This is a genomic window from Streptococcus mitis (assembly GCF_002096835.1).
GTDB lineage: Bacteria > Bacillota > Bacilli > Lactobacillales > Streptococcaceae > Streptococcus > Streptococcus mitis_W.
In genome coordinates this window covers 441,305-454,712 of the sequence record NZ_NCVG01000023.1, presented here as the reverse complement: position 1 = coordinate 454,712, position 13,408 = coordinate 441,305, and the positions used below count along the sequence as shown (strand labels likewise).

General features: G+C 40.6%; 14 protein-coding genes and 1 pseudogene. 7 read left to right on the top strand and 8 right to left on the bottom strand.

The window, feature by feature from the left end; translation table 11 throughout:
* Positions 1-387 precede the first annotated feature (387 nt).
* The 5 genes and pseudogenes from B7699_RS09155 (at position 388) to B7699_RS09135 (ending at position 3,281) form a co-directional block, all read left to right on the top strand.
* Complete coding sequence (locus tag B7699_RS09155; protein WP_084928012.1) at positions 388-624, top strand: hypothetical protein; 237 nt, start codon at positions 388-390, stop codon at positions 622-624.
* Positions 625-752: 128 nt separating this feature from the next.
* Positions 753-827, top strand: a pseudogene (locus tag B7699_RS09150) (CPBP family intramembrane glutamic endopeptidase); the annotation flags it as partial.
* 56 nt (positions 828-883) lie between these two features.
* Complete coding sequence (locus B7699_RS09145; RefSeq protein WP_192852030.1) at positions 884-1,180, top strand: bacteriocin immunity protein; 297 nt, start codon at positions 884-886, stop codon at positions 1,178-1,180.
* Positions 1,181-1,312: 132 nt separating this feature from the next.
* The gene (gene trhO, locus B7699_RS09140) at positions 1,313-2,299 is read left to right on the top strand and encodes an oxygen-dependent tRNA uridine(34) hydroxylase TrhO (RefSeq protein WP_049539876.1); all 987 of its coding nucleotides are present in this window, start codon (positions 1,313-1,315) and stop codon (positions 2,297-2,299) included.
* 121 nt (positions 2,300-2,420) lie between these two features.
* On the top strand, positions 2,421-3,281 hold the full coding sequence (locus tag B7699_RS09135; RefSeq protein WP_084928010.1) for a DUF4299 family protein: 861 nt from the start codon (positions 2,421-2,423) through the stop codon (positions 3,279-3,281).
* Between the two features lie 176 nt (positions 3,282-3,457).
* On the opposite strand, the gene B7699_RS09125 is transcribed toward B7699_RS09135, so the two are convergent.
* The 5 genes from B7699_RS09125 to B7699_RS09105 all read right to left on the bottom strand — a co-directional run bounded on the left by B7699_RS09125 (position 3,458) and on the right by B7699_RS09105 (position 7,739).
* Complete coding sequence (locus tag B7699_RS09125) at positions 3,458-4,522, bottom strand: DUF6574 domain-containing protein (protein WP_084928009.1); 1,065 nt, start codon at positions 4,520-4,522, stop codon at positions 3,458-3,460.
* Positions 4,523-4,584: 62 nt separating this feature from the next.
* A complete protein-coding gene (locus tag B7699_RS09120) occupies positions 4,585-5,535 on the bottom strand; it encodes a DUF4097 family beta strand repeat-containing protein (protein WP_004254933.1) in 951 nt (316 codons plus the stop codon).
* Positions 5,528-6,121: a DUF1700 domain-containing protein gene (locus B7699_RS09115; RefSeq protein WP_024057314.1), complete on the bottom strand. Its 594-nt coding sequence runs from the start codon at positions 6,119-6,121 to the stop codon at positions 5,528-5,530. The genes B7699_RS09120 and B7699_RS09115 overlap by 8 nt, the downstream gene beginning before the upstream one ends.
* Positions 6,108-6,434 (bottom strand): PadR family transcriptional regulator, encoded by a 327-nt coding sequence (locus tag B7699_RS09110; RefSeq protein ID WP_000273858.1) that lies wholly within the window; start codon positions 6,432-6,434, stop codon positions 6,108-6,110. The genes B7699_RS09115 and B7699_RS09110 overlap by 14 nt, the downstream gene beginning before the upstream one ends.
* Before the next feature lie 138 nt (positions 6,435-6,572).
* Positions 6,573-7,739, bottom strand: a complete 1,167-nt coding sequence (locus B7699_RS09105; RefSeq protein WP_084928008.1) for a CynX/NimT family MFS transporter — start codon at positions 7,737-7,739, stop codon at positions 6,573-6,575.
* A gap of 150 nt (positions 7,740-7,889) precedes the next feature.
* Between B7699_RS09105 and B7699_RS09100 the strand changes: the two genes are divergently transcribed.
* Entirely contained in the window at positions 7,890-8,927 is a 1,038-nt protein-coding gene (locus B7699_RS09100; protein WP_419991877.1) for a glycosyltransferase family 2 protein, read from the top strand.
* Between the two features lie 76 nt (positions 8,928-9,003).
* Positions 9,004-10,854 carry a polysaccharide biosynthesis protein gene (locus B7699_RS09095; RefSeq protein ID WP_084928007.1) on the top strand — a complete coding sequence of 617 codons (1,851 nt, stop codon included), beginning with the start codon at positions 9,004-9,006 and terminating at the stop codon, positions 10,852-10,854.
* 115 nt (positions 10,855-10,969) lie between these two features.
* On the opposite strand, the gene B7699_RS09090 is transcribed toward B7699_RS09095, so the two are convergent.
* From B7699_RS09090 to sdaAB, 3 genes are read right to left on the bottom strand one after another with little or no spacing between them, the layout of a single operon-like run.
* On the bottom strand, positions 10,970-11,602 hold the full coding sequence (locus tag B7699_RS09090; protein ID WP_084928006.1) for an HAD family hydrolase: 633 nt from the start codon (positions 11,600-11,602) through the stop codon (positions 10,970-10,972).
* A 21-nt stretch (positions 11,603-11,623) separates the two neighbouring features.
* On the bottom strand, positions 11,624-12,496 hold the full coding sequence (gene sdaAA / locus B7699_RS09085) for an L-serine ammonia-lyase, iron-sulfur-dependent, subunit alpha (RefSeq protein WP_000500041.1): 873 nt from the start codon (positions 12,494-12,496) through the stop codon (positions 11,624-11,626).
* Positions 12,497-12,504: 8 nt separating this feature from the next.
* A complete protein-coding gene (gene sdaAB, locus B7699_RS09080) occupies positions 12,505-13,176 on the bottom strand; it encodes an L-serine ammonia-lyase, iron-sulfur-dependent subunit beta (protein ID WP_000838912.1) in 672 nt (223 codons plus the stop codon).
* Positions 13,177-13,408: the final 232 nt, after the last annotated feature.

Here is a 13,408-nt window from a genome sequence, read left to right as displayed (position 1 = left end):
ATTTATATTTGTTATGCCACACCCCGATGCATCTTGAGAAAGGGGACTAATTAAAATTACAACAGAATCATTTGGAGATGGCTGTCTAAAGAAATTAAGAAAATGACTACCAAAAGATTACCTGCATCGAAAATTGGCTCAACAATTATCTGAAAAAATGATTGTCCTACAAGCTTACAAGAGAAGACTTCTTGCTGGTTAACTTGAAATAGAGTGTTTCTCGTGAAACATTCTATTTCTATACCTTTTTCGAGTTATAGGTGACTTAGTTCGATAAACTCAAGAGGGATGATAGATTAAAAGAAATTATTTTGCTTGACTATTGGAGGGATTATGGTACATTTGAAATGAATAAAACAGGGAATAGAGGCTGAAAAGCTGTTATCTATGCGTTCTTGGCTTATTTTCGTCAAATTTGGAAAAGTTGCTATCGGCATATACATATTCCCAAAAGCAGAGTTGGTAGCTGTGGTTTTAGGGAGTTTTGATTTAACAGATGATTATACTCATAGTTTTTGCATGGATAGTGTTGTTTGGAGCGATGAGGATTTTTATTATGTCCGTTTTATTGTGGGAAGATTTACTTTGTTTTCTCCTGAAATTGAGTTTTTGTTCAGCCTCTAAACAAAATTTTAAGTTTAGTCTAGACAGACTTATTATTCCAATGAGATGATTTACTGTGGTTTGCCAGATTAGTTGCTAAATCGGTAGTTAAGATTAAGTTTTATTTTTTCAAACTTCAATCCTGCTGAGCGTCTTATGTGATCAATAATATTGTAGCAACCTTACCATTTCTGCTGACTTTTTTACATAGGGTATTTGGGTAAAATATTGGTACGAGAGTTAGGAATGATAGTTTTTCAATTTAAGGAGGAAAATGACAATGACAACATTAAAATGGTTTGCTGGAGGAAGCGAAAGGCGTTGTGAAGCCATGACTATCATAAATCATCTATTGGAAGATATAAAGGATACGCCTCAATTGACTCCCTTGAAAAATCAATTAGTGATTTATCAAAGAAGATTGAAGGACGATGGGACCTCTACTCCATTTATTTTGAGTCAAATGAATGTTGATATCTCACGTGTGTTGATTGATAATAAGTTGATTTTGTCAGAAAATCAAGCCGAGCAGATCAAAAAATTGAGAGAATTATCTGCTATTCGTTATGGTTATTGATGAAGTGCAGGGATAGGCCTCTTTCTATAAATTTCCAGTCAAATAAATTGCATTCGCTTTCTCAAGCAGGTATACTAGTATAGTTAGATGAAAAATTCTGAAAATTTAAGAATAGAAAAGAGAACAAATCTTATGGCAAAAGATATTCGTGTCTTACTTTACTACCTTTACACTCCAATTGAAAATGCAGAGCAATTTGCTGCAGATCACTTGGCTTTCTGTAAATCAATCGGCCTTAAAGGCCGTATCCTAGTCGCTGACGAGGGAATTAACGGAACAGTTTCAGGTGACTACGAAACAACTCAAAAATACATGGACTACGTTCACAGCCTCCCAGGAATGGAAGACCTCTGGTTCAAGATTGACGAAGAAAATGAACAAGCCTTCAAGAAGATGTTTGTTCGCTACAAGAAAGAAATTGTCCACCTTGGTTTGGAAGACAATGACTTTGACAACGACATCAACCCACTTGAAACAACAGGTGCCTACTTGTCTCCAAAAGAGTTCAAAGAAGCCCTTCTTGACGAAGATACAGTTGTCCTTGACACACGTAACGATTACGAGTACGACCTAGGACATTTCCGTGGGGCTATCCGTCCAGATATTCGCAACTTCCGTGAGTTGCCACAATGGGTTCGTGATAATAAGGAAAAATTCATGGACAAGCGTGTTGTGGTTTACTGTACAGGTGGCGTTCGCTGTGAGAAATTCTCAGGCTGGATGGTCCGTGAAGGCTACAAAGACGTTGGCCAATTACACGGAGGAATCGCAACTTATGGTAAAGACCCAGAAGTTCAAGGTGAGCTTTGGGATGGGAAAATGTACGTCTTTGACGAGCGTATCGCCGTAGATGTTAACCATGTCAACCCAACCATCGTAGGGAAAGACTGGTTTGATGGAACACCATGTGAACGTTATGTCAACTGTGGAAATCCATTCTGTAACCGTCGTATCTTGACATCAGAAGAAAATGAAGACAAGTACCTTCGTGGATGCTCACATGAGTGCCGTGTTCACCCACGTAACCGCTATGTTTCAGAAAATGAATTGACACAAGCTGAAGTGGTCGAGCGCCTAGCTACTATCGGTGAAAGCTTGGATCAAGCAGCTACTGTATAAGATTAAACAGTCCTTAGGGGCTGTTTTTCTATGCTTTTTACTAAAAAATCTAAAGTTTGTTTCTGTATCTTTCAGGAAAATAGGGTATACTATATGTAAACGATTTCAAAGGAGTCCAGTTATGACGAAAACATTTTTTATTCCAAATAAACAGAGCATTTTAGGAGAACAAGAGATTTTGACTGCCAAGTCTACCTTGGCCTTGCTAGATGGTTTGGAGTCACACAGCTATGATGCTATCTATCTCCGTCAGCCACTTAACCGTCTCGAGTATATCGAATGTGCGATAGTAGGGCAATCACAATTTCTCTTTAAGGTCAGTTATGCTGATGGTCAAAAGGCCTATCGTGTCGATCTTCCTGACCTACTTACGAAGACAGACTGGCAGATTATCAAGTCATTTTTAGATGCTTTGCTTGCTTACACAGAAACTGAGATTGAGGGGCTAGATGGTTTTGACTTTGAAGCTTATTTTCAAGCAGGTATTCAAGCTCATCTTGCAGACACTGCGGCTCGTTTTACGATTTGTCAAGGAATTTTTAATCCTGTTTTCTTTAGTCATGAGGATTTGAAGAGCTTTTTAGGGGAAGATGGCTTGGCACAGTTTGAAGCGCGTGTGCGTGCGGTTCAAGAGACAGACGCCTACTTTGCAAGAGTTTCCTTCTATCAAGATGGAGAAGACCAAGTGCACGGTGTTTACCATCTAGCTCAAGGCGTCAAGACCGTTTTGCCGAGAGAACCATTTGTTCCTGCAGCCTATATGGAGCAATTGGTGGATAAGGAAGTGCAGTGGGAGATTGACTTGGTTCAAATCACAGGAGATGGCTCTAAACCAGAAGACTATGAAGCTATCGCCCGCTTGGACTATGCAAAATTCCTAGGGTCACTACCATCAGTATCTTACCACCAACTAGACACCAATCAATTAGAAGTGCAACCCATCTTAGACAAAGATTTTAAAGCATTAGCACAAGAAGAGTAAAGCAGAAGCAGGTCAATCGACTTGCTTTTTTGACATAGAAAAAATCCTGCCATGAAAGACAGGATTGCTACTCAATGAAAATCAAAGAGCAAACTAGGAAGCTAGCCGCAGGCTGTACTTGAGTACGGTAAGGCGAAGCTGACGTGGTTTGAAGAGATTTTCGAAGAGTATGAAGTTTAAAGAAAGGCCAAGATACGGAGATAATCCCCAATCAGTGCGACTTCAGCTACAAAGAAGAGGAGGATAATGACTCCGTTCACAAGGACAGACAAGAATAATTGATAGAAGGAGTCGGTTTCACTTGATTGACTTGGTCTTGTAATGATATGGAGGCTGGCAAGCAGAATGATTCCAATGCTAATCACACACAAAAGGGCTGTAAATCGCAGGCTGTCAAAGAAGGCAAAGAAACTAGCAATAGCAGTGAGGAAGATTGGAATTGCCAAGAGTTGACTATATTGTTGGAGAACCTTTTCTAGCGTCCAGTCCTTTTCTTGGTAGATAAATCGTCTCACAACGAAACTGCCCAAGAGGAATGAAAAGAAGAAGAGTGTTGTTGCTACTAGGATAGAGATAATCGAAAAGAGATTTAATGAAGCAAATTGTTCAGGGAAGTGATTATGCATAGTTGCTATATGTCCATAGTAAGCATGTTTGATGTGGTAGATACTAAAGAAAAAGGAAGATGCAGAAAACAGAATGAGCAAGAGAAAGGCTGTGTAGCTGTGTGTGCTACTTGTTTCAAGCTTGCTTGTAGGAGATTTGAGAGCCTCCACTAGCCAAGACCAAAAATCAAGCACTTGCTCTTTCCATTTATCCGTAGATTTTGGAGCTTGGTCGGGAATATAAGGACTTTCTAAGGATTTACTTAGAATAAGTGGCTCTTTCGTAGTTGTTTTTTGCTGAGGAAGTGCTTCTTGACTCTCTTCAGCTATAGTGACTTTTTCTGTTTCTTTAGAAAGGTCTTGCTCTTCTTCAGTAGAATCTAATGCTTTCTTTTCTTCTATTTCTGTTCTCGCTTCACTGTCTTCAGGCGTTTCAATTTTCTCTTCTTGCTGGCTTTCCAGTTCGACTTCAGCTTGAGAGACTTCCTCCTCTACTTGAGTATTTTTTTCAATTGGCGTATCGAGATCGGCTATAGTTTCTTCAGCCTTGTCTGCAACATCTTGGGCTTGTTCATCAGGCTTGTTCTTGCTTGTTGTTTTTACAAAATCATTACTTTCAAACCATTCTTGTTTCATGGTAGAACCTCCTTTTTAGTTAGATAAATATGCTTCCATAGTAGCGAATGTAAGCGTTTTTGTCAACGATTTCTAGAAGAAGACTCGTGTTCCTCTGCTTTGAGTAGATAGATATATTGGTCTGCCCTTGCTATGAGTTGATCTTTCACATCAGCTTTTTCTGTTTTATAAGGATTGCTTAAATGTTCATCTCTGTTTTCTTTATTGTTAAATGAACGTCTTCCTTCTCTCACAAAATGAAGAATAGAACCATGTTTTGTTGAAAGATCTAAGTTGATTCTTTGTTTTTCTTCTTCGGAAAGTAGCAGTTGTAGGTCTGTTTTCGCCACCAATTCCACCTTACCGTGTACTTGGATATTTTCAGCGTGGAAGTGATGTTCTGTTGACTCTAGCTGACTATCTGTAAGGTCTGTATCAAAGATATTAATGATATTAGGGGTTGTGAGTTTACTGTTTTTGATACGACTTCCTTCAATTCGGAGGAGATAGCCATTATTGGTATTGAGGGTCGCATTTTCAAGGCTGGCATTGGTGATACTGGTTTGACCGCGATTTGCTGAGATGTTGATTCCTTTTAGAGTTCTCCCTTTTGGCAATTGGAGAATAACTTCTTCAAAACGACGAGAGTAGTTGCTTGCGATATGGAGAATCCCGCCAATTCCAGAAGAGAGAAATGGAGTTTCAGACAGTTTCTTATCAGTGAGGCTCAGCGTTTTATCGTTCTGATTTGTGATAAGATCATGGTGAGCAGAAAGAGATGGATGGTAAGAAATGTGGATTTGATCATCCAAAGAGTCTGTGATGGTGAGCGCGTGTTGGTGGAGCGTAATCTCTAGGTTTTCGACTTCCTTACCAAAGGTCAGCTCTTCCATCCGACTATCATAGACAGGCTCCTTGGACATGGCAAGCAGACTCTTAATCCCGTCAGATTGGATCCCTACAAAGAGCAGGATAAAGCCGATAATGGTAGTCACCACACCAAAAATGAGAAATCCTTTTGTCCATTTACGCATGCTGGTCACCTCTCTTTCCTTTTTTGAGAACAAATTGCACCAGGCGAACAATGAGTAGACCGAAGAAGCGGGCTACATAGGAAATACCTAGTAAGACTAGTGAAGAAGCACCGATAGCCAGTAAACCAGCACCAAAAATTAAGATAAAGGCTGATTTGGCTTGGGCGAGAACAGTGAAACTTTCAACTAAAAATAGGAATCCGCCGATGATACCAAGTATGGAAACCGCAAAGAAAGCTAGAATGACAGTCAAGGCTGCCACAAGGATTGCGAACAGGGACACGAGGATGGCGATTCCCAGAGGAATACCGATGGGTGCTGCAAGGAGAGCTAACAAGGCGATATGCAAAATTTGTCGGTTATTTTTTTGAGCGGGTGCCTCATTAATTTTTTTATCGAGAAGATTGGAGAGGACTTCGTGAGCTGCTTCCTTAGGAGTTCCTAAGCTAGCGATGAGTTCTTCTTCTCCTTCGACTCCAGCATCGTCAAAGAGTTCCCTGAAATAGTCCATGGCTTCAATTTGGTCAGCCTGAGGCAGTTTTTTGAGATAGAGTTCTAGCTGAGTCAGGTATTCAGTTCTTGTCATGGCGGATACTCCCTTCTATGATGCCATTAATGGTGTCTGTATAGAGTGCCCATTCATCTTTTAGGGTCACGAGCTGTTCTATACCACCATTTGTCAAGGAGTAGTATTTGCGCATGCGACCTTGGAACTCTCTAGAATAGGTTGTCAGAAAGCTATTGCCTTCCAATTTTTTGAGAATGGGATAGAGTGTAGATTCTTTGATATTAGCAATCAGCTTAATGGTTTGGCTAATCTCATAACCATAAGAATCATCCTGCTCCAGTACAGCCAAGATGAGAAATTCAATCAAGGCAGAGGATGTTGGAAAGTACATGGGGAACCTCCTTTTCTAATGTGTAAGATTTTTATATATAATTTTTCTACACATACATTGTACATCTAAATGAAAGCCCTGTCAAGAGAAATGTGTAAAATTTTTATATATAAAAAACTTCTAGCCAAAACTAGAAGTTTAAAGGATTTTATCAGCTCTGTCCACTGTAAAGAGGGCCACAGTCATCAGGATATCGACGAGTAAGAGGGCAGCTACAGCTGGCACCCAAGAGTGGAAAAGGTCAAAACTGTAACCAAAGAGGGTTGGCCCAAAGGCTGCTAGGATATAGCCTCCTGTTTGAGATAAACCAGACAATTGTGCAGTCTTTTCAGGGGCGCTTGTCTTGAGTGAAAAGTTGACCATGAGATAGGGGAAGAGGGCGCTGGTCGCGGTTCCGATGAGGATATGGATGGCAAGCCAGTAAAAGAAATTACCGATTGGGAAAAAGAGCATGGAAATACCGACCACGCCAGCCAGTGAAACCAGAGTGAGCATGAGCTGACGGTTGCGAGTAGACAAGCTGGTTGTCAGGCTTGGGATAGTCATTGAAAAAGGAATGCTAATCAGGGAGAAGATAGAGGTTAGCAAGCCAGCTTCGTGACTGGATAGGCCTGCATGGATGGCCATGGTAGGTAGCCAGGTCATAGCGGTGTAAAAGAGCAAGGATTGAAAACCTGCAAAGACAATCACTGCCCAGACCTGTTTATTACGCATAACCTTTGTTTTGCTTTTTTGTTTGGTTTGTGGAGCCAGTCTATGATTATAGCGGTGATTTGGGAGCCAGACCAAAAAAGTTGCTAGACAGAGCAGGGTGAGGAGGATGATAAGTCCTTTCCAAGAACTGGCTTGTGTAATGGGCACGGCTAGATAGGAAGCCAGAGCAGTTGCAATCCCCATAGAGGTTACATATAAGGTGGTCAGAAAACCAATCTTCTTTGGTTGATTAGCTTGGATAAGACTAGGAAGCAGCACATTGATGACTGCGATACTTGCCCCAACCAACAAGGTTCCTAGATAGAGCAGGGGCAGATTGATTAGTCGAATGAGAGAGCCAATGGTTAAGAAGAAAAGGCTATAGGTGAAGAGATGCTCTAAGCCAATTTTCTGAGCCAGTCGGGTAGAAAAGAGCGAGAAGAGGGTAAACATAAGGAGAGGAAGGCTGGTCAAGATACCAAGCGAACTAACTTCTACTCCCAGCCCTTGCGAAATATCTCCCAAAATAATGGGTAAAACAGTAAAAGGAGTCCGCAAGGAAACACCAATTAGGATAATACCTGGAACAAAAAAGAGTGATTGCTTTTTCATATAATACCTCTTCTAGCTGATTTTAATAACAGCTTATTTTAAGGCTTTTTCCCTATAATGTCAAGTAAGGTTTTGGGCTTTCAAGATAAAAATGGGAAAGTCTTGAAAATTATGATAAAATAGTGGAAGGAAAAATTCAGGAGAGTAGTAGTGACTCAAAATGTTGAAAGTCTTCTCGTATCCATTGTAATCAGTGCATACAATGAAGAAAAATATTTGCCTGGTCTAATTGAAGACTTAAAAAATCAAACCTATCCTAAAGAGAATATTGAAATTCTATTTATAAATGCTATGTCTACGGATGGGACCGCAGCTATCATTCAGGAATTTATAAAGGAAGATATAGAGTTTAACTCAATTAGATTGTATAACAATCCTAAGAAAAATCAAGCTAGTGGTTTTAACTTGGGCGTTAAACATTCTGTAGGAGACCTTATTTTAAAAATTGATGCCCATTCAAAAGTTACTGAGAGTTTTGTAATGAACAATGTGGCTGTTATTCAACAAGGTGAATCTGTTTGTGGGGGACCTAGACCGACGATTGTTGAAGGAAAGGGAAAATGGGCAGAGATCCTGCATCTTGTTGAGGAAAATATGTTTGGTAGTAGCATTGCCAATTACCGAAATAGTTCTGAGGATAGATATGTTTCTTCCATTTTTCATGGGATGTATAAACGAGAGGTTTTCCAGAAGGTTGGTTTAGTAAATGAGCAACTTGGACGAACTGAAGATAATGATATTCATTATAGAATTCGAGAGCATGGTTATAAAATCCGTTATAGCCCAAGTATTCTATCTTATCAGTATATTCGACCAACATTCAAGAAAATGCTGCATCAAAAATATTCAAATGGTTTGTGGATTGGCTTGACAACTCATGTTCAGCCTAAGTGTTTATCACTATTTCACTATGTCCCTTGTTTATTTGTTTTGAGTCTTGTGTTTAGCCTAGCATTGTTACCATTCACATTCTTATTTATAACTTTACTATTAGGTACTTATTTTCTACTTTTATTACTGCTCACTTTTCTGACTTTATTAAAACATAAAAATGGATTTCTAATTGTGATGCCCTTTCTTTTATTTTCCATTCACTTTGCTTATGGCCTTGGGACGATTGTAGGTTTAATTGGAGGGATTAAATGGAAGAAGGATTATAAGGGAACAGTTATTTATTTGGAAAAATAAGCTAAATAAATCAAAATATGCTATAATAACAATATGAACAATATGATAAAACTCTTTTAAGGAGGAGTAAATTTCGATGAATAAAAAACTCACAGATTATGTGATTGATCTGGTGGAAATTTTAAATAAACAACAAAAACAGGTTTTCTGGGGAATATTTGATATTTTGAGTATGGTGGTTTCCATCATTGTATCTTATATCTTATTCTACGGATTGATTAACCCAGCGCCTGTTGACTACATTATCTATACGAGTTTGGCCTTCTTGTTTTATCAATTGATGATTGCATTTTGGGGCTTGAACGCTAGTATTAGTCGTTACAGCAAGATTACGGATTTCATGAAAATCTTTTTTGGTGTGACTGCTAGCAGTATCTTGTCATATAGTATCTGCTATGCCTTCTTGCCTCTCTTCTCCATCCGTTTTATCGTGCTCTTTATCTTGTTGAGTACCTTCTTGATTTTATTGCCACGGATTGCTTGGCAGTTAATCTACTCAAGACGCAAAAAAGGAAGTGGTGATGGGGAACACCGTCGGACCTTCTTGATTGGTGCCGGTGATGGTGGAGCTCTCTTTATGGATAGTTACCAACATCCAACTAGTGAATTAGAACTTGTCGGTATTTTGGACAAGGATGCTAAGAAAAAGGGCCAAAAACTTGGTGGAATTCCTGTTTTGGGTTCATATGAGGATCTGCCTGAATTAGCTAAACGCCATCAAATCGAGCGTGTTATCGTTGCGATTCCGTCGCTTGACCCGTCAGAATATGAGCGTATCTTGCAGATGTGTAATAAGCTGGGTGTCAAATGTTACAAGATGCCTAAGGTTGAAACCGTTGTTCAGGGACTTCACCCAGCAGGTACTGGCTTCCAAAAAATTGATATTACGGACCTTTTGGGACGTCAGGAAATTCGTCTTGACGAATCGCGTCTGGGCGCAGAACTGACAGGTAAGACAATCTTGGTTACAGGTGCTGGTGGCTCAATCGGTTCTGAAATCTGTCGCCAAGTTAGCCGCTTCAATCCTGAACGCATCGTCTTGCTTGGTCACGGTGAAAATTCAATCTACCTTGTTTATCATGAATTGATTCGTAAGTTCCAAGGGATTGATTATGTACCAGTTATCGCAGATATTCAAGACTATGACCGTCTCTTGCAAGTCTTTGAACAGTATAAGCCAGCTATTGTTTATCATGCGGCTGCCCACAAGCACGTTCCTATGATGGAGCGTAATCCAAAAGAAGCCTTCAAAAACAATATTCGTGGTACTTACAATGTTGCTAAGGCTGTTGATGAAGCCAAAGTACCTAAGATGGTTATGATTTCGACAGATAAGGCGGTTAATCCACCAAATGTTATGGGAGCAACCAAGCGCGTGGCTGAGTTGATTGTTACTGGCTTTAACCAACGTAGCCAGTCGACCTACTGTGCAGTTCGTTTTGGGAATGTTCTTGGTAGCCGTGGTAGTGTTATTCCAGTCTTTGAACGTCAGATTGCTGAAGGTGGTCCTGTAACGGTGACGGACTTCCGTATGACCCGTTACTTTATGACTATTCCAGAAGCTAGCCGTTTGGTTATCCATGCTGGCGCTTATGCCAAAGATGGGGAAGTCTTTATCCTTGATATGGGCAAACCAGTCAAGATTTATGACTTGGCCAAGAAAATGGTCCTTCTAAGTGGACACACTGAGAGCGAAATTCCAATTGTTGAAGTTGGAATCCGTCCAGGTGAAAAACTCTACGAAGAACTCTTGGTATCAACCGAACTTGTTGATAACCAAGTTATGGATAAGATTTTCGTTGGTAAGGTTAATGTCATGCCTCTAGAAGCCATCGATCAAAAGATTGAAGAGTTCCGCACTCTTAGTGGAGATGAGTTGAAGCAAGCCATTATCGCCTTTGCCAATCAAACAACCCACGTTGAATAAAAAAGAAAAACGCATATTATCAGGTCTGCAGTTCAAAGAACCTTGGTAATATGCGTTTTGTTATGTAGAAACTTGCTCCATTTTCTTCTGAAATGGGGTTGTTGCCCAGTCTATGTTATTGAAAATACTCCAAAACTTCTATGGGTTTGTGGGCGATATAATCCGGCTGATAGTTTAGCAAGTCTGCTTGCTCTCCAAATCCCCAAGTGACGGCCAATTTCTGAATGCCTGTTTCTTGAGCTCCCAGCATATCAAACTTGGTATCTCCGATGATGATGGCTTGTTCTGGTGCTAGTTGATGTGTCTGCAAGGCTTGGCGAATGACATCTGCCTTATGGGGTGCTTCAGGGCTGGAACCATAAATGCCATCAAAGAAATGATAGATTCCCAAGTTTTTAGTCATGTCTTGAGCGGTTGGGGTATTCTTTGTAGTGGTGATATAAAGAGGGTAATTGCTCGATAACTCCTCAAGCAAATCTACAATCTGAGGAAAGAGTTGAGCTTCATAGATGCCTTTTTCCTTGTAGTAAGAACGGTATATTTTCACAGCCTCAGAAATTTGTTCTTTGGGCAGGCAGGTCGCAAAACTACTTTCAAGGGGCGGTCCCATAAAACCACGAATAGTTTTGGCATCAGGGCTAGGTACCCCGAGCTCCTTAAAGGTATGGGTAAAGGCATTGTGAATCCCGATAGAACTATCAACGAGGGTTCCATCTAGGTCGAAAAAGATAGCTGTGATAGAGGTCATGGTTTCTCCTATTTGATAAGCTTATTCTCCGAAAATTTCTTTTTGGAGACGACGACCAGTTGGTGTGGCAGCGAGTCCACCTTCAGCTGTTTCACGAAAGGCAGTTGGCATGCTTGCTCCTACTTGGTACATGGCATCGATAACTTCATCCACAGGAATTTTAGATTCGATACCTGCCAAGGCCATGTCTGCTGCGATGAAGGCAAAGCTAGCTCCCATGGCATTGCGCTTGACACAGGGAACTTCAACCAAGCCGGCAACAGGGTCACAGATGAGGCCTAGCATATTTTTAATGACAAAGGCAATGGCCTGACTGGCCTGATAAGGTGTTCCACCGGCAGCTAGAGTCAAGGCTGCAGCACTCATAGCAGAGGCCGAACCAACCTCGGCCTGACAACCACCTTCAGCACCTGAGATAGAGGCATTGTTTGCGATGACTAGTCCAAAGGCACCGGCAGCAAAGAGGAAATCCAGCTGTTGCTCGTGGCTGAGGTCTAATTTTTCAATAGCAGCAGTGAGAACGGAAGGCAGACAGCCAGCACTTCCTGCGGTCGGAGTGGCACAAACCAAGCCCATTTTAGCATTGTGTTCATTGACTGCAATGGCATTTCGGGCAGCAGAGAGAATTGTGTAATCTGACAGAGTTTTTCCGTTTTTGATGTAGTGATCCAATTTGGCAGCATCTCCACCTGTCAGGCCACTACGAGATTTATTTTCATTGAGACCAAGTTGGACAGAGGCTTTCATGACTTCCAGATTGCGTTCCATGAGAAGGAAGACTTCTTCACGTTCGCGACCGGTCAATTCAAACTCTGTTGTAATCATGAGTTCTGCGACATTTCCTTGAAAGTCCAGATCTGCTTGCTCGACCAATTCTTTGATAGAATAAAACATGCTTCCTCCTATTTAAAGAAATTGACATTGTGGAGATGAGGGATTTTTCGAATTTCTTCGATGGCCTCATCACAGTTGCGACTGTCAACTTCGATAATCATAATAGCTTTTTCACCAGCTTTTTCACGAGTAACATTCATCTGGGCGATATTGATACCATAGCGGGAAAGGGCCTCTGTTACGAGGGCAATCATACCTGGAATATCTTGATGAACAATGATGATAGTCGGTGTATTCATATTGAGAGAGACGGCAAAGCCATTGAGTTCGGTTACCTGAATATTTCCTCCCCCGATAGAAATACCAGTCACGCTAATGGTCTTATGAGCATTTTTGACGGTAATTTTAGTGGTGTTTGGGTGAGGGGCATTGCTGTCTTTCTGAATGGTCCAGACAATCTTGATGCCACGCTTGTGGGCAATTTCCAGGCTGTTTGGGATTTCAGGATCATCTGTATCCATGCCCAAAATACCTGCAACAAGGGCTAGGTCTGTTCCGTGACCACGATAGGTCTTGGCAAATGAGTTAAATAGTTGGAATTCGACTTCTGTCGGAGTATCATCAAAAATGGAAGAGACAATCTTCCCAATACGAACAGCACCAGCTGTATGGCTACTAGATGGGCCAATCATAACTGGTCCGATGATATCAAAGACAGATTGAAAACGAAGTGATTTCATCAGTTTCCCCCTTATAAAAATTCTTATCTCTATTATATCAAAGAATGAAGGTCTTGGCTTTAATTGTGGATGAAAACCTTTTTACACTACAAATAGCATAAAAAAGCATCTTTTGTAACAAAAAATGGCTTATTTAGAGAAATAAAAAATAATTTTGTAATATTTCTACATAAAAGTGTCAAGAAACGGTAATATTTAAAGGGTATGATAGAACTATAGAAAGAAGGAGAAT

Excerpts from the sequence above, each read along its gene's own strand:
- B7699_RS09155 (WP_084928012.1), top strand. The coding sequence starts at position 388 with ATGCGTTCTTGGCTTATTTTCGTCAAATTTGGAAAAGTTGCTATCGGC.
- B7699_RS09145 (WP_192852030.1), top strand. The coding sequence starts at position 884 with ATGACAACATTAAAATGGTTTGCTGGAGGAAGCGAAAGGCGTTGTGAA.
- trhO (WP_049539876.1), top strand. The coding sequence starts at position 1,313 with ATGGCAAAAGATATTCGTGTCTTACTTTACTACCTTTACACTCCAATT.
- B7699_RS09135 (WP_084928010.1), top strand. The coding sequence starts at position 2,421 with ATGACGAAAACATTTTTTATTCCAAATAAACAGAGCATTTTAGGAGAA.
- B7699_RS09125 (WP_084928009.1), bottom strand. The coding sequence starts at position 4,522 with ATGAAACAAGAATGGTTTGAAAGTAATGATTTTGTAAAAACAACAAGC.
- B7699_RS09120 (WP_004254933.1), bottom strand. The coding sequence starts at position 5,535 with ATGCGTAAATGGACAAAAGGATTTCTCATTTTTGGTGTGGTGACTACC.
- B7699_RS09115 (WP_024057314.1), bottom strand. The coding sequence starts at position 6,121 with ATGACAAGAACTGAATACCTGACTCAGCTAGAACTCTATCTCAAAAAA.
- B7699_RS09110 (WP_000273858.1), bottom strand. The coding sequence starts at position 6,434 with ATGTACTTTCCAACATCCTCTGCCTTGATTGAATTTCTCATCTTGGCT.
- B7699_RS09105 (WP_084928008.1), bottom strand. The coding sequence starts at position 7,739 with ATGAAAAAGCAATCACTCTTTTTTGTTCCAGGTATTATCCTAATTGGT.
- B7699_RS09095 (WP_084928007.1), top strand. The coding sequence starts at position 9,004 with ATGAATAAAAAACTCACAGATTATGTGATTGATCTGGTGGAAATTTTA.
- B7699_RS09090 (WP_084928006.1), bottom strand. The coding sequence starts at position 11,602 with ATGACCTCTATCACAGCTATCTTTTTCGACCTAGATGGAACCCTCGTT.
- sdaAA (WP_000500041.1), bottom strand. The coding sequence starts at position 12,496 with ATGTTTTATTCTATCAAAGAATTGGTCGAGCAAGCAGATCTGGACTTT.
- sdaAB (WP_000838912.1), bottom strand. The coding sequence starts at position 13,176 with ATGAAATCACTTCGTTTTCAATCTGTCTTTGATATCATCGGACCAGTT.